The 17,010-nt window shown below is 70.8% G+C and carries 19 protein-coding genes; 8 read left to right on the forward strand and 11 right to left on the reverse strand.

Going from position 1 to position 17,010, the window contains the following annotated elements; genetic code table 11:
* Positions 1–260: 260 nt before the first annotated feature.
* On the forward strand, positions 261–1,682 hold the full coding sequence (locus MFF13_RS20530) for an MFS transporter (RefSeq protein ID WP_238272844.1): 1,422 nt from the start codon (positions 261–263) through the stop codon (positions 1,680–1,682).
* A gap of 41 nt (positions 1,683–1,723) precedes the next feature.
* On the forward strand, positions 1,724–2,140 hold the full coding sequence (locus tag MFF13_RS20535) for an MAPEG family protein (RefSeq protein WP_238272845.1): 417 nt from the start codon (positions 1,724–1,726) through the stop codon (positions 2,138–2,140).
* Positions 2,141–2,162: 22 nt separating this feature from the next.
* On the opposite strand, the gene MFF13_RS20540 is transcribed toward MFF13_RS20535, so the two are convergent.
* Both MFF13_RS20540 and MFF13_RS20545 read right to left on the reverse strand, forming a co-directional pair.
* Positions 2,163–2,675 (reverse strand): DoxX family protein, encoded by a 513-nt coding sequence (locus tag MFF13_RS20540; protein WP_147828777.1) that lies wholly within the window; start codon positions 2,673–2,675, stop codon positions 2,163–2,165.
* A 78-nt stretch (positions 2,676–2,753) separates the two neighbouring features.
* The gene (locus tag MFF13_RS20545; RefSeq protein WP_238272846.1) at positions 2,754–4,028 is read right to left on the reverse strand and encodes a multidrug effflux MFS transporter; all 1,275 of its coding nucleotides are present in this window, start codon (positions 4,026–4,028) and stop codon (positions 2,754–2,756) included.
* Positions 4,029–4,217: 189 nt separating this feature from the next.
* On the opposite strand from MFF13_RS20545, the gene MFF13_RS20550 reads away from it, so the two are divergent.
* Positions 4,218–4,391: a YqaE/Pmp3 family membrane protein gene (locus MFF13_RS20550; protein WP_147761587.1), complete on the forward strand. Its 174-nt coding sequence runs from the start codon at positions 4,218–4,220 to the stop codon at positions 4,389–4,391.
* A gap of 78 nt (positions 4,392–4,469) precedes the next feature.
* Here MFF13_RS20550 and MFF13_RS20555 read toward each other — a convergent pair whose 3' ends face one another.
* The 5 genes from MFF13_RS20555 to MFF13_RS20575 form a co-directional block, all read right to left on the reverse strand.
* Entirely contained in the window at positions 4,470–6,017 is a 1,548-nt protein-coding gene (locus tag MFF13_RS20555; RefSeq protein WP_238272847.1) for a L,D-transpeptidase family protein, read from the reverse strand.
* Positions 6,018–6,168: 151 nt separating this feature from the next.
* The gene (locus MFF13_RS20560) at positions 6,169–6,918 is read right to left on the reverse strand and encodes a DUF1796 family putative cysteine peptidase (RefSeq protein WP_306422434.1); all 750 of its coding nucleotides are present in this window, start codon (positions 6,916–6,918) and stop codon (positions 6,169–6,171) included.
* Positions 6,915–7,868, reverse strand: a complete 954-nt coding sequence (locus MFF13_RS20565; RefSeq protein WP_187273623.1) for an acetyl-CoA carboxylase carboxyltransferase subunit alpha — start codon at positions 7,866–7,868, stop codon at positions 6,915–6,917. The genes MFF13_RS20560 and MFF13_RS20565 overlap by 4 nt, the downstream gene beginning before the upstream one ends.
* A gap of 174 nt (positions 7,869–8,042) precedes the next feature.
* Complete coding sequence (locus MFF13_RS20570; protein WP_238272848.1) at positions 8,043–9,416, reverse strand: PleD family two-component system response regulator; 1,374 nt, start codon at positions 9,414–9,416, stop codon at positions 8,043–8,045.
* A 61-nt stretch (positions 9,417–9,477) separates the two neighbouring features.
* Entirely contained in the window at positions 9,478–9,849 is a 372-nt protein-coding gene (locus MFF13_RS20575) for a response regulator (protein ID WP_147753907.1), read from the reverse strand.
* 79 nt (positions 9,850–9,928) lie between these two features.
* Between MFF13_RS20575 and MFF13_RS20580 the strand changes: the two genes are divergently transcribed.
* Positions 9,929–10,240: a DUF3572 domain-containing protein gene (locus MFF13_RS20580; protein WP_147753902.1), complete on the forward strand. Its 312-nt coding sequence runs from the start codon at positions 9,929–9,931 to the stop codon at positions 10,238–10,240.
* Between the two features lie 18 nt (positions 10,241–10,258).
* On the opposite strand, the gene MFF13_RS20585 is transcribed toward MFF13_RS20580, so the two are convergent.
* Positions 10,259–11,170 carry a cell envelope integrity EipB family protein gene (locus tag MFF13_RS20585; protein ID WP_147828780.1) on the reverse strand — a complete coding sequence of 304 codons (912 nt, stop codon included), beginning with the start codon at positions 11,168–11,170 and terminating at the stop codon, positions 10,259–10,261.
* Positions 11,171–11,286: 116 nt separating this feature from the next.
* Complete coding sequence (locus MFF13_RS20590) at positions 11,287–13,173, reverse strand: ABC transporter ATP-binding protein (protein WP_147828781.1); 1,887 nt, start codon at positions 13,171–13,173, stop codon at positions 11,287–11,289.
* Positions 13,174–13,417: 244 nt separating this feature from the next.
* On the opposite strand from MFF13_RS20590, the gene MFF13_RS20595 reads away from it, so the two are divergent.
* The 3 genes from MFF13_RS20595 to MFF13_RS20605 all read left to right on the forward strand — a co-directional run bounded on the left by MFF13_RS20595 (position 13,418) and on the right by MFF13_RS20605 (position 14,874).
* The gene (locus MFF13_RS20595; protein ID WP_238272849.1) at positions 13,418–14,008 is read left to right on the forward strand and encodes a ComEA family DNA-binding protein; all 591 of its coding nucleotides are present in this window, start codon (positions 13,418–13,420) and stop codon (positions 14,006–14,008) included.
* Between the two features lie 156 nt (positions 14,009–14,164).
* Positions 14,165–14,380, forward strand: a complete 216-nt coding sequence (locus MFF13_RS20600; protein ID WP_238272850.1) for a hypothetical protein — start codon at positions 14,165–14,167, stop codon at positions 14,378–14,380.
* Complete coding sequence (locus MFF13_RS20605; protein ID WP_147828783.1) at positions 14,377–14,874, forward strand: DUF3016 domain-containing protein; 498 nt, start codon at positions 14,377–14,379, stop codon at positions 14,872–14,874. The genes MFF13_RS20600 and MFF13_RS20605 overlap by 4 nt, the downstream gene beginning before the upstream one ends.
* A gap of 4 nt (positions 14,875–14,878) precedes the next feature.
* Here MFF13_RS20605 and MFF13_RS20610 read toward each other — a convergent pair whose 3' ends face one another.
* Both MFF13_RS20610 and MFF13_RS20615 read right to left on the reverse strand, forming a co-directional pair.
* Positions 14,879–15,685, reverse strand: a complete 807-nt coding sequence (locus MFF13_RS20610; protein WP_147754118.1) for an enoyl-CoA hydratase — start codon at positions 15,683–15,685, stop codon at positions 14,879–14,881.
* 63 nt (positions 15,686–15,748) lie between these two features.
* Positions 15,749–16,219, reverse strand: coding sequence for an AMP-binding protein (locus MFF13_RS20615; RefSeq protein ID WP_147754117.1), 471 nt, complete (start codon positions 16,217–16,219; stop codon positions 15,749–15,751).
* A 348-nt stretch (positions 16,220–16,567) separates the two neighbouring features.
* Here MFF13_RS20615 and MFF13_RS20620 point away from each other — a divergent pair, with 348 nt between their 5' ends.
* A complete protein-coding gene (locus MFF13_RS20620) occupies positions 16,568–17,008 on the forward strand; it encodes a hypothetical protein (protein ID WP_187273621.1) in 441 nt (146 codons plus the stop codon).
* Positions 17,009–17,010: the final 2 nt, after the last annotated feature.

Consider the following 17,010-nt stretch of genomic DNA (forward strand, 5'->3'; position numbering starts at 1 on the left):
CACTTTCGCGGGTCTCGCCGCGGCGTCCCGGGCGCCGCCGACGAACGTCGGGGCACCGCGCGGAAGCTCGGCATCGTTACCGTAAAGCTTAAGGCCGATCCCCCCGTCTCGGAAGGGTCGAGGCCGCGTTCAGCCATGTTCAGAAACAAAGCGTGGCCGATCCGCCACGGATCGACCGGGCGCACATCCCGTGTCAAGCGCTGCAGCGCACGCCCCGCCGACGCCACGAGGCAGGGCGCCCCGAACCTTCCTCCGGCCCGATGCGCGCATCCCAGATCGTCCCCCTCGTCGTCGCCACCGCCTTGTTCATGGAGAACACCGACTCCACGGTGATCGCCACGGCGCTTCCCACCATCGCGCAGAGCCTCGGCGAGGATCCGATCGCCTTGAAGCTCGCGCTCACCGCCTATCTGGTGAGTTTGGCGATCTTCATCCCGATCAGCGGCTGGATGGCCGACCGCTACGGCTCGCGCACCGTGTTCCGCGCGGCGATCGCGGTGTTCATGGCAGGCTCGGTCGCCTGCGCGGTCTCCAACGGGCTCGCCGGCTTCGTCGCCGCCCGGTTCCTGCAGGGTCTGGGCGGCGCAATGATGGTGCCGGTCGGCCGCCTCGTGATCCTGCGCAGCGTGCCGAAGGCCGAGCTGGTCTCGGCGCTCGCCTACCTGACGATTCCGGCCCTGATCGGCCCGATCATGGGTCCGCCGCTCGGCGGCCTGATCACCACCTATCTCGACTGGCGCTGGATCTTCTTCATCAACATCCCGATCGGAATCGTCGGGATCGTGCTCGCGACGCTGTACTTCGAGGACGTCCGCGAGCCCGAGCGGCCGCCGCTCGACCTCGTCGGCTTCGCGATGCTCGGGCCGGGGCTCGCCGCCCTGATGCTCGGTCTCGCCTCCACCGGCCGGCACCTGCTGCCGGGCTGGATGACCTGGGCGAGCCTCGGCGGCGGCGCCGTGCTGCTCGCGCTTTATTTCGGGCACTCGCGGCGGATGGCCCATCCGATCCTGCGCCTCGACCTGATGCGCCACCCGACTTTCCGCATCGCGGTGATCGGCGGTAGCCTGTTTCGCATCGGCACCGGGGCGATCCCGTTCCTGCTGCCGCTGATGCTGCAGGTCGGGTTCGGGCTCGATCCGCTGCAATCGGGGCTGATCACGTTCTCGGCCGCCGCCGGGGCGATGTTCGTGAAGACGGTCGGCCCCCGCATCCTGCGACGCTACGGCTTCCGACCGGTCATGGTCTGCAACGCGGTGTTCGCCGCGTTCTTCCTCGCGGTGAACGGCCTCTACACCGCGAGCACGCCGCATGGGCTGATGCTCGGCATCCTGTTCCTCGGCGGCTGCCTGCGCTCGCTCCAGTTCACCTGCGTCAACGCCATCGCCTACGCCGACCTCGAGAAGGCCGAGATGAGCGCGGGCACGAGCCTCGCCAGCGTCGCGCAGCAGATCTCGCTGAGCCTCGGCGTGACGCTGGGCGCGCTTACGCTGGAAGGGGCCGCCGCGTGGCACGGCCGCAGCGCGATCGCGGCCGCGGATTTCGGCCCGGCGTTCCTAGCCGTCGCGCTGATCTCGGCCGCCTCGGTCTTCCCCTTCCGGCAACTCGCGCAGGATGCCGGCGCCGAGGTGTCCGGCCGGATGATCGCGCGCACCGCGCCGACGGCCGCGCCGGGCCGGCAATAGGCCGTGCCCCCACCCCGTCGACCCGCCTGCGAAGGCCTCCCTTGAACGCCCTGATCCTGCAACCGGTGATGGCCCAGATCGGGCTGATGATGGCGCTCTACGTCTGGCTGTCGCTGGCGCGCCTGCGCGCGGTGGGGCGGGGCGAGGTCGGCTACGACGCCTTCGTGCTCGGGCGCGACGAGCCGCGGGCGGTCGCGCGGATCACCCGGAACCTCGCCAACCAGTTCGAGTTGCCGGTTCTGATGGTCGGCTGCGTCGCGCTGCTGGTCGCCCTGGGCGAGGTCGGCCGGTTCGACGTCGCCTGCGCGTGGCTGTTCGTCGCCGGCCGCCTCGCGCACACGGCGGTGCAGACCCTGACCGACGACGTGAGGCTGCGCGGCCGGGTCTTCGGGATCAACCTCGTCGGGTTCCTCGGGATCGCCGGGCACCTCGGCCTGATCGCGCTCGCAGCGCGGTAGCGCGGTCCGCCGCGAGCCCGTCTCAGGCCGCCTTGGCGCGGCGGGGGCGGTTTGAGTTGGCGCTGGCCTTCGCGCCACCTTTGGCCGAGGCTTTCGACGCGGATTTCGCGACGGGCCGGCCGGCCGTGCCGGCGCGCCAGCCCTGCCAGCTCCAGGCGCCCGGTCCGGTCAGCGCATAGATCAGGAAGCCGCCCGCGAGCCCGAAATCGGCCAGCATCAGGGTGCGCTCGGCTGCGGCCGCCGGGCCGGAGAACTGCCAGAAGGCGTGGAGCAGCACCGCCGTCAGGGCGGCGAACCCGGCCAGCGCGACGCCGGTGATCCGCGGCAGCACGCCGACGATCAGCGCCAGCGGCCCGAACACCTGGACCACGACGGCGAGCGTCGCCACCGTGTTCGGGGCCGGGACGCCGGCGCCGGCCAGCGTCAGCGCGAAGCCCGAGACGTTGAGGGCGCGGGCGATGCCGGTCGGCAGCAGCGCGGCCGCGAGCAAGAGGCGCGCAGCGAGGAGCAGTCCGTCCTGGGCTCGGGCGATCACGCGTGGACTCCGGTGGTGTGGGGCGAAGGCGGCATCGTCCCCCGCGCCCCTGAAGACCGGGTTAAGCGGCGGCCGCCCTCAACCGGAGACGCCGCCGCGAAACAGCTTTCCGCGCTCGGTCCAAGCCACCACCAGGAGCGCCGCGGCGCCGAGCCCGGCATAGCCGAAGGCGATCGGAAGGGTGGTGCCGTCGAAGCACTGGCCGATCACGAAGCCGCACAGCGCCCCGAGGATCGTGGTGTAGAATCCGAGGAACGACGAGGCCGTGCCGGCGATCGCGCCCAGCGGCTGCAGTGCCAGCGCGTTGAAGTTCGGCATCGCGAAGCTGATCAGGAACTGGTTGGCCGCCAGCACGGCCAGGAACAGGACCAGCGGCGGATGCCCGCGATAGCTGAGCCCGATCGCGACCTGTCCGAGCGCCACCGCGACGAAGGCCGTGAGGCCTGCATGCGACAGCGCCCGCATCCCGAGACGGCGGACCACCCGCGCGTTGACCAGGGTCGCCGCGCCCATCGCGCCGGCGACCAGGCCGAAGGCCAGGGGGAACAGCTCGCCGAGGTGGTAGAGCCCGGTGTCGAAGACCTGCTGGGCCGAGCCGACATAGCCCATGATGCAGCCGGTGAGCAGGCCGAGCGCGGTGGCGTAGCCGATCGCCACGCGGCAGCGGAGCGTCGTGCGCAACGCGTCCCAGGTCGAGGCGAAGGAGAGCGGCCGGCGGTATTCCGGGTGCAGGGTCTCGGGCATGCGCGCCGTGAACCAGACCGCGAGCAGCCCCGCGAGCCCGAGCATCGAGACGAAGACGTAGGTCCAGGAGCCGAGGGCGAGCATGGCCCCGCCGATCGCCGGCGCGATCATCGGCACGATCAGGAACACCATCATGGTGAAGGACATCACGCTCGCCATCTCGCGCCCGGCGAAGCGGTCGCGCACGATCGCGGTCGAGAGCACCCGGCCGCCTGCGGCGCCGAGCCCCTGGATCACGCGGGCGGCGAGCAGCCAGCCGAACGACGGCGCGACCATCGCCAGCAGCGTGCCTGCGACGTAGACGGCGAGCGTGCCCAGCAGCACGCGACGCCGCCCGAGCGCGTCGGAGACCGGGCCGTAGACGATCTGCGCCGCGCCGAACCCGATCATGTAGACGTAGATCAGCCATTGCAGGTGGTTCGGGTCGCTGACCCCGAATCTGTCCTGGATCGCCGGGAAGGCCGGCAGCAGGTTGTCGATCGAGATCGCGGTGACCGCCATCATCAGGGCGATGATCGCTACGAACTCGACGAAGCCCGGCCCGGTCCAGGGACGCTCGCGCGGGATCGCCTGACCGTCGGGGGGGTTGGGCCGGATCGGTGCTGTCACGGGGAACGCCCTCGGCGGCGCGGGGATGCCTTCGACGGGAAGGCGCGCGGGCCGCCTCATCGGGCGAGTTCACGGCGGGGATATGGCCGGCGCATGCGCGGAACGCCGGGGGATCCCCTGGCCGGGGCTGGAACGGAAACGGCCGAGCTTCGTTCCACCTGCGACAACGCCCGCATACCCGGAGTTCCCGTGTCGTCGCTCGTCCGCATCCTCCTCGCGATCTTCCTGCCGCCGATCGCCGTCCTCGTGACCAACGGCATCGGCCTGCAGTTCCTGCTCAACATCGTGCTGACGCTGATGTTCGGCCTGCCGGGCATGATCCACGCGCTCTGGCTGATGAACCGCGACCGCCCGCTGCTCTAAAAGTATCGCTCTGCGAACGAAGAGAGCCGCCGGTCCTGCGACCGGCGGCTCTCTTCGGTTCAGGTGGTCGACGGGCGATCAATCCTTGTCGGATTTGTCCGTGCGAAGCGCCGTCGTCACCTTGTGGACCGAGCGCGGCGCGACGTGGGCGATCTTCACGTTGTGGGCCGCCGCCTTCATCGGCTCGGCCACCACCGCGTCTGCGGTGGGCGTCGCCGGGACCGGCGCGGTCTCCTTGTTGAAGACCTTGCCGAGGAGCTTCTGGTAGGCGCTCGGGTCGTCGTCCGCGCCGGCGACCGCGATGCGGACGGGCTTGGCCTTCTCGGTCGCCTTGGCGTCGTCGTCGGCCGGGCCGGGCTGCTTGGCCATCAGCGTCCGGGCCTCGGGCTTCAACGCGCCGGGCTTTCCTGCATCGGGCTTTCCTGCATCGGACTTACCCGTATCGGACTTACCCGTATCGGACTTACCCGTATCGGACTTGGCCGCATCCGATTTGCCCCCCTTGCCGAGGGCGGCGGCGGCCTTCGTCGGGATCGGCGCCTCGGGGGCGGCGGCGAGCATCACCGGCCGGCCCTTGGCGTCGACCTCGATCTCGCGCGGGCCGGCGGCCAAGCTCTCTGGGCGGCTCACGTCGCCGAGGTTGTGCCGCCCGTAATCTTTGGCGCTGTAGGGCAGCTCGGTCTCGGTGCCGGACAGGTTGGCGAAGGCCGTACTCTGCTCGGCGCGAAACACCGGGTTGCCGCCGCCGTCGTCGTAGACCACTCGCGTCGCCGGCGTGCCCTTGGCGACGAGCTCTGCGATCTCGTGGTTGTCGTGGGCGCGCTTCTCGGCGACCAGCGGGTCGACCTTGGGCGTGCACGATCCGGCCGCCGCGTCGGCGCCGCCGAACACGTACTTCGTGCCGCAGACCCCGACCTTCGGCTCGTCGCGCAGGGCCTCGAAGTAGTCGGCCCCCTCCTTGAGGTTGCGCCAGAACGGGGCGTTCGGGTCGTTGCGGTACTTGGTCATGTTCGAGGCCGTCATCCGGAACGGATACGACTGGAACTGGAAGGCGCGCTGCCCGCCGGCGAAGGCTTCGCGGGCGACGGCATAGATCTCCGACATCGACGCGTCGGTCATCGCGAAGCACCCGGCCGACGAACAGGTGCCGTGGACCATCAGGTAGTTGCCGGTGCTGCCGTTCGCCCGGTCGTAGGCGTTCGGGAATCCGGTGTCGAAGGACAGGTAGTAGGACGAGTTCGGGTTCATCTGGGCGGGGGTGATCGTGTAGAACCCCTCGGGCGCCTGGCGGTCGCCCTGCTTGCGCTTGGGCCCGAGCTGGCCCGACCAGCGGCAGATCGGATAGGTTTTCAGGAGCGCGTAGCGGCCGTCGGTGCCGCGCTTCCACACCTCCATCTCCGCTTCCTTCTTGTAGGCGCGGATCAGGATCGGATCGCCCTGCTGCATGCCCTTGGTCTGCATCAGGGACAAGGTCTGCGGCGGGATCGGCGTCAGCGAGCGCGTCGAGGCGCCGTTGATCATCCCGTCCTGGCAGCCGCCGAGGGTCAGGGCGGCCGCGACGACGACGGGCGCGAGCAAACGGGACGCGCGATCGAGACTTGCAACGGCGAACCGGCGCACAGCCATGGGGGAACCTCGTCCTCGAACACACCGCGCGCGGGCCTTGGCGGCAACCGTCGTGCGTCACTCCCCCACTCTCTAGCTTTGGTAAACTTACCCCTCCGTTACCGCAAGGATCGGCGTCCCGCCGCCCTGCCCTGCACGGCCAACGTGGGGATCACGGGGATGGCGGCACCGGGCGCCGCGACTCCGCCGCGATCACGTCGACGAGGAAGGCGTCGTCGGCAGGCTCGGCGAGCCGCAAACCGATTGATGCGGAAGGGGTTTCCACCGCAAGCCAACGCAGGTCCGGCCGCGTCGCCTCGCCGGTGACGACGCGGCGTTCGCACGCCCCCGGCAGGTGTTGCAAAAACGTTAAATGGTTCCGTGACCCAGACTGTGCCAAAGCGTCGCAGATGGATTGTACTACATCCATCGGGGTGTGGAGGTGCGTCAGCAGCCAGAATCGGTTCGCGGCGGCGGGGTTCGCCAAAGCGATCCGCAGGCGCCGGACGCCGTCGGCAAGGAAGCGGTAGTCGGCGTCGTCGGCGGCCGGGTCGTGGTGGTTGAACACGCATTCGAGGCCGTGGCGCTCGCGGTACAGCCTGTGGCGTCCGCGCCAGATGCCCTCGCCTTGCCGCTCGGCCAGGGGGATCGTCTCGAGCTGGGTCCGGTCGAGGAGGTCGGCGAAGTCGTCGGCGAGGCAGTCGCGGACCATTCCCGGCATGGTGAAGATCCAGTCGAACGGCCCCGACCAGGTGCGCAGCCCGAGCGTCTTCAGCACATGCGCCATCTGGCAGTGGGCGCCGAGCGAGACGTGGTTGACGAGGCCGGGCTCGCGCTCGCTGGCGAGCAGACCGCCGAGCCTGCGTCCGAGCCCGCGCAGGAAGCCGGTGCCGTAGGGGCCGCCGGGTTCCTGACCGCTCACAGGCGCCGGCCGATCTCGAGGAACTTGCGGGCGCGCCGGTCGCGGATCTCGTCGGCGCCAACCCCGTCGAACTCGGCGAGCGCGCCGGCCAGGGCGTCGCCTGCGGCCGCGATGGCGCCTGAGCGGTCGCGGTGGGCGCCGCCGGTCGCCTCGGGAACGATGGTGTCGATGATGCCGAGGCGCATCAGGTCCTGCGCGGTGATCTTCATCGCGGTGGCGGCGTCGGGCGCGCGGCCCTGGTCGCGCCACAGGATCGAGGCGGCGCCCTCCGGCGAGATCACGCCGTAGATCGCGTGCTCCATCATCAAGACGCGGTTGGCGGTGGCGAGCGCGATGGCGCCGCCCGAGCCACCCTCCCCGATCACCAGGGCGACGTTGGGCACGCCGAGGCCGAGGCAAGCCTCCGTCGAGCGGGCGATGGCCTCGGCCTGCCCGCGCTCCTCCGCTTCGATCCCGGGGAAAGCGCCGGCGGTGTCGACGAAGGCGAGCACCGGCAGACCGAAGCGGTCGGCGAGCTCCATCAGGCGCACCGCCTTGCGGTAGCCTTCGGGCCGCGCCATGCCGAAGTTGTGGCGCAGGCGCGTCTCGGTGGTCGCGCCCTTCTCCTGGCCGAGCACGCAGACCGGACGGCCGCGGAAGCGTCCCATGCCGCCGACGATCGCCGCGTCCTCGCCGAAACCGCGGTCGCCGGCCAGCGGCGTGAACTCCTCGATGAGCCCGGCGCAGTAATCGACGAAATGCGGGCGCTGCGGATGCCGGGCGACCTGCGTCTTCTGCCAGGGGGTGAGGTTGGCGTAGATCTCGGCGAGCGCCTGCGCCGCCTTCGCCTCCAGCCGCCCGACCTCCTCGCTGATCGCGACCGCGCCGTCGCGGGCGCCGACGGCGCGAAGCTCTTCGAGCTTCGCCTCCAGCTCGGCCACGGGCTTCTCGAAATCGAGGTAGGAGCGCATCGCCGCCATCGTCGTCACAGGACTCCCATCCGAAGGCCGGAGCGGCCGCGGGTGCAGGTGCCGGCGGCCCCGGCCGCGAACGGCGCGAGGTGTTGGCGAAGCGCGGACGGGTGTCAACCGGCGGTGCGGCGACGTCGGGGCGAGCGGAGGCGGCTCGGCCGAGGTCGGCAGGTGTCAGGCCGCCTGGGCCTCGACACGGTTCCGGCCCGAGGCCTTGGCGCGGTAGAGCGCGAGGTCGGCCCGCTTCAGCATCTCGCCGGGGCCGACATCCTCGGGCCGCCGGTTCGCGACGCCGATCGAGACGGTGACGGCGACGCTGCGGGTGTCGCGGTGAACCTGAAACGGCGTGCCCTCGATCCGCTCGCGGATGCGCTCGGCGATGGCGTAGGCCTCGGCGAGCCCGGCGTCGGGGAGCAGGATGACCACCTCCTCGCCGCCGTAGCGGGCGACGATGTCGATGGTGCGGGTGTGTAGGCGCACGCGGTCGGCGAAGGTGCGCAGCACCTCGTCGCCGGCCTCGTGGCCGTATGTGTCGTTGATCGCCTTGAAGTGGTCGATGTCGAGGATCAGCCCGGCCACCGGGCGCTCGCGCAGCCGCGGATCGGCGAACAGGCCGGCGAGGTGGTTGTCGAGGTAGCGCCGGTTGTGCAGGCCGGTGAGCCCGTCGGTGACGGCCATCTCCATCGAGGCCTGCACGGCACTGCGCAGAACCTCGGAGAAGCGCTTGCGGCGGATCTGCGTGCGGACCCGCGCCACCAGCTCGTTCCGGTCGACCGGGCGCAGGAGGTAGTCGTGCACCCCGAAATCGAGGCCGCGCACGATCCGGGCGCGGTCATGCGCCTCGGCCACCATGATCAGCGGCACCTGCCGGGTGCGCTCCAGGCTGCGCAGCTGGCTGCACAGGCGCAGCCCGTCGAAGCCTTCGAGGTCGAGGCTGACGAGCACGAGGTCGAAGTTGCCCTCGGCCGCCACGTGGATCGCCGCCTGCGGGTCGGCCTCGACCGTGACCGTGTGGTACTGGCCGAGCGCCGCCGCCATCCGCTCGGCCGAGCCGCGCCGGTCCTCGACCAGCAGCAGGCTGGCGTTGAGGCCGGTCTCGGCGGTCGCGAGCGCCAGCGGGTCGCCCATGCCGAACTCGCGCGAGGCCAGCGCGCGGCTGCGTAGCTCGTCGGTGACGGCCTTGAGGCGAACGAGGCTGCGCACACGGCTGAACAGGGCGGTGTCGTCGATCGGTTTCGTCAGGAAGTCGTCGGCGCCGGCGTCGAGGCCCTTCAGGCGGTCCGAGGGCTGGTCGAGGGCCGTGACCATCACCACCGGCAGGTGCGCGGTGAGCGGGTTGTTCTTGAGGATGCGGCAGACCTCGAACCCGTCCATGCCGGGCATCATCACGTCGAGCAGGACGATGTCGCACAGACCCTTCTCGCAGATCGCGATCGCGTCCGGGCCGTTCATGGCCGCGACGGTGTCGAAATATTCCAGCGCGAGCTTCGTCTCCAGAAGCTTCACGTTCGGGAAGAGGTCGTCGACGATCAGGACGCGGGCCGACATCGTTCCTCGCACAAAATTTCAGCGGGCGATCGAAGGCGCCGGCGAGGGCTCGATCCGAACCCTACTTGTCGGCAAGATACGTGCGAACTGTTGCCAAAAACTTCGCGACGGAGATCGGCTTGGACAAATAGGCCTCGCAGCCCCCTTCGAGGATGCGCTCCTCGTCGCCCTTCATGGCGAAGGCGGTGATCGCGACGACCGGAATGTGCTTGAGGTCGTCGTCCTCCTTGAGCCATTTGGTCACTTCGAGCCCCGAGACCTCGGGGAGCTGAATGTCCATCAGGATGAGGTCGGGATGGTGGGCGCGGGCGAGCTCGATCGCCTCGATGCCGTTGGCCGTCTTGAGGGTCGCATAGCCATGGGCCTCCAACAAATCGTTGAAGAGCTTCATGTTCAGTTCGTTGTCCTCGACGATGAGCACCGTCTTCTTCATCACGCTTCGATCCCGGTGCCGCCGCGCGTCCTTTACGGGACGTTACCCGACTTCCCTCCTTTGTAAGCGCCAGATGTTGATGAATCGCAAATCACTTCAAGACGATGGGTCCGGGCGAGCCACCGGCGCGGACCACAACCTGGCCGTGGACGTGCTCGGCTGGATCGTCGCCGACGAGGACCGGCTGTTCCCGTTCCTGAACGCCACCGGCCTGTCGCCCGAGACCGTGCGGGCGTCGCTGTCCGACCCGGCGTTCCTGGCCGGCGTCCTCGACCACGTCATGGGCGACGAAGGTGTCCTGCTCGCTTGCGCCAAGGGGCTCGACGTCAAGCCCGAGCGGATCGCGGCGGCGTGGGGAAGGCTCTCCCCGCGCGGCTCCGACGAGTTCTGACAGGCGCCGCCGCGCCGCTCACGGGGCGCAGGGCTTGTCCGGCGCCTTGTCGAGGTCGAGGCGGGTCATGTCGCCCAGGATGGCGAAGTCGCCGTAATCGAGCTTGAGCGCGCCGCTGACCCCGTTCTCGTAGAGGTCGAAGGTCAGGGTGTAGATCGGGGTGCGCTCGCCCTCCCCTTGGGTGAAGTAGCTCAAGGTCACCGGCCAGTGCGGCACGGTGGCCATCGCGCCCTCGTGCAGGGGCTTGTCGCGGTCGGACGCCGCGGCGTTCGCCGGCCCCGTGGCGCGGCGGCCGATGATCGCGAGGGTGTCGTAGACTTTCTTGCCGTCGTCCGAGCCGTCGAAGACCTTCGCCGACATCGTGGTCTCGCCCGCCCGCGCGGCCTGGACGAGGCGGCGCATGTGCAGGCTCGGGAACAGCACCGGGCCGGCGGCCGAGACCTGCTCCTTCTTCGGCTCCTTGAGCCGGATCTTGAAGGCGTCGCCGTTCGCATCCGCCGTGCCGTCCACGGCCGGGCTCGGCTGGCCGTTCAGCACCGTCACGGTGCGGAAGCGGAAGTCGTGGGCTTCGCCGCCCTCGAAGGTGGTGTTGCGCAGGTCCGAGGTGCGGCCGCCGCTCTCGCCCGATTCGAGCACGGTCACCTGCCGCGTCTGCATGGTGTAGCCGCGGCACGCGTCGCCCTTGAAGTCGATGACGATGCGCCCGCGCGCGCTCTCGACCGACCGCGTGCCGCCGCTGGAGGCCAGCGACAGGTCGTAGACCGCCTTATGGTTGGCGAGGATCACCGGCTCGGGCTTTTGGGACTTCGGACTCTCGGGCGCCGGCTTGGTCGCGGCATCCGGGGTCGCCGGCGCCGCGTGCGCCGTTTCGCCGAAGCAGGCCGCGCCGGCGAGGAGCGCGGCGACGAGGGCGGTGGCGTGACGTGGCATCGTGGAAACTCCCGAGGCGGCGACCGCCGAGGTGAAAAGTCAGGCGCAGGCGCAGGCTGCAGGTAGTGGGTGCCGGGCGCGGAGCAATGCCAGGTCCGGAGCAATGCCGAGCCGGATCAGCGGTAGCCGGCCGCCTGGAGCTCGAACAGCTCGGCGTAGCGGCCGCGGCGGGCGAGGAGCGCGTCGTGCGTGCCGGCTTCGAGCACCTTGCCGTCCTCCAGCACGAGGATGCGGTCGGCCATCCGAACGGTGGAGAAGCGGTGCGAGATCAGCACCGCCGCCCGGCCCGCGCTGAGATCGCGGAAGCGGCGGAACACGTCGTACTCGGCGCGCGCGTCGAGCGCCGCCGTCGGCTCGTCGAGGATCAGGATCTCGGCGTCGCGCATGTAGGCGCGCGACAGGGCGATCTTCTGCCATTGGCCGCCGGAGAGGTCGACGCCGCCGTCGAAACGCTTGCCGAGAGGCTGGTCGTAGCCGCCCGGCAACCGCGCGATCACCGCGTCGGCGAGGCCGCGCACCGCCGCCCGGCCGATGCGCTCGGAATCGTCCCGCGCCTCGATCCGTCCGACGGCGACGTTCTCGCCGGCGGTGAGGTCGAAGCGGACGAAGTCCTGGAAGATCGCGCCGATGCGGGCGCGCAGCGCGTCGAGGTCGTAGGCCGGCAGCGGCAGGCCGTCGAGCAGGATGCGCCCCTCGGTCGGGTCGTAGAGACGGGTCATCAGCTTGACGATGGTGGTCTTGCCGGCGCCGTTCTCGCCGACGAGCGCCAGGGTCTCGCCGGCCGCCAGCGTGAAGCTGAGGTGCCGCACCGCCCAGGCCTCCGAACCGGGATAGCGGAAGCCGACATCCTCGAACGTCAGGCCCTGCCGGATCGGCGCCGGCATGGGCACGGGGCGGTCGGGCGAGTGGATCGACGGTTCGATCGCGAAGAACGAGAACAGGTCCTCCAGGTACTGCGACTGGCCCGCGATCTGGGTGAAGCCGATCAGCAGGCCCTCGATCAGCCCGCGCAGGCGCTGGAAGGCGCCGGCGAGGAAGGCGAGGTCGCCGATGGAGAAGCCGCCCGCCACCGTGCGCCAGACGATGACGGCGTAGGCGGCGTAGTAGGCCAGCGTCCCGAGCGCGGCGAACGCGCCGCCCCAGCCGGCGCGGCGGATCGCTAAGGCGCGGTTGTCGGCCACCACCTTGTCGGCCAAGCCGGCATAGAGGTCGGTGATGTAGCCGTTCAGGCCGAACAGCTTGACCTCCTTGGCCGATTCGACGCTGGCGCCGAGGTAGCGCAGGTAGTCGATCCGCCGCCGCTCCGGGGTTCGCATCCAGGCCAGGCGGTAGCCGGCGCGGGTGAAGTGCGCCTCGTTGAGGAAGGCGGGGATCAAGGCCGCCGCGATCAGCACGATCAGCCAGGGGGTGTAGACCGCGACGCCGGCCGCGAACGACAGCAGCGTCACCAGCGCCTGCCCCTGCCCGAACACCTGGCCGATCAGGCTGGTGCGACCGGTGACCTGCCGGCGCGCCCGCTCGAGCCGGTCCTGCTGCGCGCTGTCCTCGAACTGGGCGAGGTCGAGGGCCGCCGCATGGCGCATCAGCCGCAGCGAGGCGGCGTTGGAGTAGAGGTCGCCGAGCAAGCCGTCCACGAGCGTGCTCAGGCGGCCGATCAGGTCGGCGAGGATCGCCAGCGCGAGCTCGGCGGCCACGAGGGCGGCGAGCCGCGACAGGTGCGGGTCCGAGAGCCACGCGTCGAGGCTCATCGGGGTGGCGCGCGGCCGGGCGTGCTCCGCCACGATCGCGTCGAGGATCAACTTGGCGAGCCATAGGGTCGCCACCGGGAGGCCGGCGCCGACGAGGCGCAGGGCGAGGCTTGCGGCGAACAGGCGCGGGCTCGCGGCGCGCACCTGCGCGAACAGGGCCGGCAGGTAGCGCACCGATCCGAAGCGTTCGGCGAGATGGCGCCGCGCCGCGGCGACGGGGGCGGCGAGGACGGTGTCGAGACGGGTGGTCGGCATTCCGGCCGGTATGGGCCGCCGAGGACCCGGCGTCGATGCCAGAGGCTGGATGCGCGTCGGCCCCCGGCGGGACGTTCGATCAAGTTCCCGCCGTTGGCGTCGTCGGAAGGCGATGTCTCGATGGTGATGTCTTGGCCCCGACACCTGTTGACGACGCCTCGATCGTCGACGCCGCGCTTTGCTCAAGCAGCGTGAAGTCCCTATCCTGGCAAGAGTTTGAAAAATCACAGGGATGGGAGAGGAGATGCTGAGCGGTTCGGCGATTCTGCGGATTTCGCTTCTGCTGGTCGTCGCGGGCTGCCTCGCCGCCCTGGTCCAGTACTTTTTGCCGCACGGCGCAGCCCCCGTGGACGAGCGGCCCGTCGCGACGCCGCCCGCGGCGACGGCCCCGCCGCCGCGACAGGTCGGGCCGCCGGTGCCGGTGCCCTCGACGGCGCCGCGGCGCGACACGGCCGTGGCACGTCCGCCTGCACCCGCTCCCATGCCTGCGCCGGCAACCATGCCGACGCCCGCGCCTCAGCCGACGGCCGAGGCACCCGCCGTCCAGCAAACGCCCCCTGAGCCGCGAACCGTCTCCCCCGAGTTGGACGCCTCCCAGCCTGCCGGGCGGGCGGAGGTGGACGCGGCCGCCGACACCGCCGGCCCGAGGGCGTTGGCGCTCGTCGACCTCAACACCGCGTCGGTCGCGGATCTGAACGGTCTGCGCGGCGGCGGCAGCATCGGGCGGGCGATCATCCAGCGGCGGCCCTACGCTTCGGTCGACCAGCTGCTGTCGAAGCGCGTGCTCAGCCGCGCCACCTACGACAAGATCAAGGATCAGGTCACGGTTCGTTGATCTGGTTGGGAGCGAGACCGGCGGTCGCCTGTCAGGCGTCGCAGCCTCGGGAGCCGTCGCGAGAACTGGCGCAGTCCGCGTCGGTTGCCTATTGTGGCCCTCGACGGAGGGATCGTCCGCGCTGGCGATCCCCGATCGAAGTGCGAGGAGTTGCGCATGTTCACCCAGACCGGCAGCGCGATCCTTCGGGACGACCTCGGCGTCGAGGAAACCACCGAGACCGACAACATCGTCCGCTGGGACGGCGAGCGGCTCTACGTCGAGCACGACGTCTACCACAACGGTCAGCTGGTCCACCGCAGGTATCGCCGCAACGTCACCGAGCCGGTCGCCCGGGCGTTGCTGGCGGTGATCAACCGCACCAAGCAATGAGGCGTCTCGCGCTCGCCGCCCTGGCGGGGCTGGCGCTCGCCGGCCCGGCCGTCGCCGAGGTCGGCGTGCGCTACGTGGCGCCCGAGCGCTTCACCGACGCCGAGGACCGCTGGGGCGCGTCGGGCCGGAGCCTGCGCACGACGCTCGCCGAGATGACGCGGATCTTCCAGGAACTCGGCAGCCGGCGCCTCGGCCCGGACGAGAGCCTCGACGTCACCGTCCTCGACATCGACCTCGCCGGATACGAGCGGCCGGGCTTCGGCACCCCGGGTGGGCTGCGTGTGGTCCAGGATTCGACGCCCCCGCGGATCCGTTTCGCCTACGCGCTGCGGCGGGGCCGGCGTGTGGTCGCCAGCGGCGAGGACACCGCCACCGACATCAACTTCATGCTGACGGCGAACCCGCGCTTTGCGACGGGCGGCCTGTACTACGAGCGCGCGGTGCTGCGCGACTGGTTCGCGCGCCGCTTCCCCGGCCCCGCGGGGCGCGGCTGAGGCCTCACGCCGGCCAGATCGGGGTGCGCTTCTCCAGGAACGCGTCGATGCCTTCGCCGGCCTCGGCAAGCATCATGTTCCGGGTCATCACCTCGGCGGCGTAGGCGTAGGCCTCCTCCAGGCCGAGCTCCTCCTGGCGGCCGAAGGCCTCCTTGCCGATCGCCAGCACCCGCGCCGACTTCTCGGCGATGCGGGACGCCGTCGCCCGCACCGTCGCGTCGAGGTCGGCCGCGGGAACCACGCGGTTGACGAGGCCGATGCGGAAAGCCTCCGCGGCGTCCACCGGCTCGCCGAGCAGCAGCATCTCCATTGCGACCTTGCGCGGCACGGCGCGCGAGAGCGCGACCATCGGCGTCGAGCAGAACAGGCCGATGTTGACGCCGGGCGTCGCGAAGCGCGCGTCGTCGGCGCAGATTGCGAGGTCGCAGGTCGCGACGAGCTGGCACCCGGCGGCGGTGGCGATGCCGTGCACCTGGGCGATCACCGGCTGCGGTAGCCGGGTGATCGCCAGCATGAGGCGCGAGCAGGCGCGGAACACCTCGGCGGCTGCCTCGCGCCCGGGATGGGCGCGCATCTCTTTGAGGTCGTGCCCGGCGCAGAAGGCCGGGCCGGCCCCGCGCAGCACGACGACGCGGACGGCCCGGTCCTCGGCGATCGCGTCGAGGGCGTCCTGCAGCGCCGCCATCAGCCCGAGCGAAAGCGCGTTGCGCGCCGGGCCACGGTTCAGCGTCAGCGTGGCGATGCCGCCGGCATCTTCGCGCAGCAGAAGCGGCGCGTCGGCGCGTGCGGTCTGCGTCGCGGTGGAGGACATGCCGTGGCTCCCGTGTCGGTGGTTTCCCAACCTAACACGGTCTCGCCGGGTTTCGCGGATCTCTCAGGCGCGCCGCGGGGCCGATTCCTGCGGGTCGAGCGGGGCGTCGTCGTATTCGGCGATCTCGAGGTCGATCCGGGCGAAGTCGGCGCCGCCGTGCCACCATACCAGCGGCTGCACCGACACGAGGCCCTGCACGCCGCACAGGATTTCCGCGAGGCCGGCATCGACGAAGAGGTGGCGCGGGCCGATCGCGTCGAGGCTGCGGGCGAGCGCCGCCCCGCGCAGGGTCAGGTCGAGTGGCGCCACGGTGACGCCGACGGAGCCGAGGCCCTGCCAGATCGCCAGCAGGTCGGGCTGATTGCGCATCAGCAGGGCGACGACGTCGCCCTCGCCGAGGCCTTCATGCAGGGCCCAGCGGGCGTAGCGGTTGCGGCGCTCGCCCGAGGGCGTTCCGCCGGCATCCGCCAGGCGCAAGGGGGGCGGGGCGAAGGCGGGATCTGGTTCTGCGCGGCGGTCGAGGGCGAAGTGCATGCGGCGTCCGGTCCGGCTCTGTGCGGAAGAGGTCGAACTCCGATCTGCGCGTCACCGGTTAATAGTAGGCTTCGCATGAGCGCGCCGGGCGTGATCAAGTCGAAACAGGTCCTGCGACCGTCTGGTGCTGGACAAGGGGGCGGAATGCCCAATGCCGCGCTGGCAGTGCACGGCACGATTGCAACGCAGGTAACGCTTAACCGTCTTTTTGCGGCGGCCTTTGCCGTGATCGTCCTGAGGCAATCCGCCGGGTCGGTCCCCCTGTGCGGCGCTCACCGTTCGGCGTATCCCGCCCCTCTCAGAGACTCGCAAGAAGTCGTCGCCCGGACATCGAGGAAACCTACGCCCATGCGCCTGCTCGCAACCCTGGCCGCCTCGGCCGCCCTGCTGACCGCCACCCTCGCTGCGGTGCCCGCCGAGGCGCAGATCCGCAACGCGCCGGCGCCGCGGGCGCTGGAATTCGCCGCCTACATCTTCGCGGCCTCGAACGTCTGCGGCTACCGCATCGGCACCGACACCTTCGAGGCGTTGCTGGTCAAGCAGGGCACCCGCTCGGCCGACGTCAGCCCGCGCGGCCCGTTCGGCGGGCGGGTGCAGTCGATCTTCGCGCTGATGTCGAACGACATGGCGCAGAACCGCGAGAAGGCCTGCCTCGCGGTCGCCGGCGAATACGGCCCCGAGGGCACGGTCGCCAAGAACGTGCTGCTGCCGGCAGGCGCCGACGCGGCCCCCGCCCCCGGTGCCGACAAGCCCGCCGAGCCGGCGCCTGCGCCGAAGCCGGCCCAGTAGCC

Source organism: Methylobacterium cerastii (assembly GCF_022179125.1).
GTDB lineage: Bacteria > Pseudomonadota > Alphaproteobacteria > Rhizobiales > Beijerinckiaceae > Methylobacterium > Methylobacterium cerastii.

Excerpts from the sequence above, each read along its gene's own strand:
- MFF13_RS20580 (WP_147753902.1), top strand. The coding sequence starts at position 9,929 with ATGAATCGCAAATCACTTCAAGACGATGGGTCCGGGCGAGCCACCGGC.
- MFF13_RS20575 (WP_147753907.1), bottom strand. The coding sequence starts at position 9,849 with ATGAAGAAGACGGTGCTCATCGTCGAGGACAACGAACTGAACATGAAG.
- MFF13_RS20530 (WP_238272844.1), top strand. The coding sequence starts at position 261 with ATGCGCGCATCCCAGATCGTCCCCCTCGTCGTCGCCACCGCCTTGTTC.
- MFF13_RS20605 (WP_147828783.1), top strand. The coding sequence starts at position 14,377 with ATGAGGCGTCTCGCGCTCGCCGCCCTGGCGGGGCTGGCGCTCGCCGGC.
- MFF13_RS20585 (WP_147828780.1), bottom strand. The coding sequence starts at position 11,170 with ATGCCACGTCACGCCACCGCCCTCGTCGCCGCGCTCCTCGCCGGCGCG.
- MFF13_RS20565 (WP_187273623.1), bottom strand. The coding sequence starts at position 7,868 with ATGCGCTCCTACCTCGATTTCGAGAAGCCCGTGGCCGAGCTGGAGGCG.
- MFF13_RS20570 (WP_238272848.1), bottom strand. The coding sequence starts at position 9,416 with ATGTCGGCCCGCGTCCTGATCGTCGACGACCTCTTCCCGAACGTGAAG.
- MFF13_RS20600 (WP_238272850.1), top strand. The coding sequence starts at position 14,165 with ATGTTCACCCAGACCGGCAGCGCGATCCTTCGGGACGACCTCGGCGTC.
- MFF13_RS20620 (WP_187273621.1), top strand. The coding sequence starts at position 16,568 with ATGCGCCTGCTCGCAACCCTGGCCGCCTCGGCCGCCCTGCTGACCGCC.
- MFF13_RS20555 (WP_238272847.1), bottom strand. The coding sequence starts at position 6,017 with ATGGCTGTGCGCCGGTTCGCCGTTGCAAGTCTCGATCGCGCGTCCCGT.
- MFF13_RS20590 (WP_147828781.1), bottom strand. The coding sequence starts at position 13,173 with ATGCCGACCACCCGTCTCGACACCGTCCTCGCCGCCCCCGTCGCCGCG.
- MFF13_RS20615 (WP_147754117.1), bottom strand. The coding sequence starts at position 16,219 with ATGCACTTCGCCCTCGACCGCCGCGCAGAACCAGATCCCGCCTTCGCC.
- MFF13_RS20610 (WP_147754118.1), bottom strand. The coding sequence starts at position 15,685 with ATGTCCTCCACCGCGACGCAGACCGCACGCGCCGACGCGCCGCTTCTG.
- MFF13_RS20595 (WP_238272849.1), top strand. The coding sequence starts at position 13,418 with ATGCTGAGCGGTTCGGCGATTCTGCGGATTTCGCTTCTGCTGGTCGTC.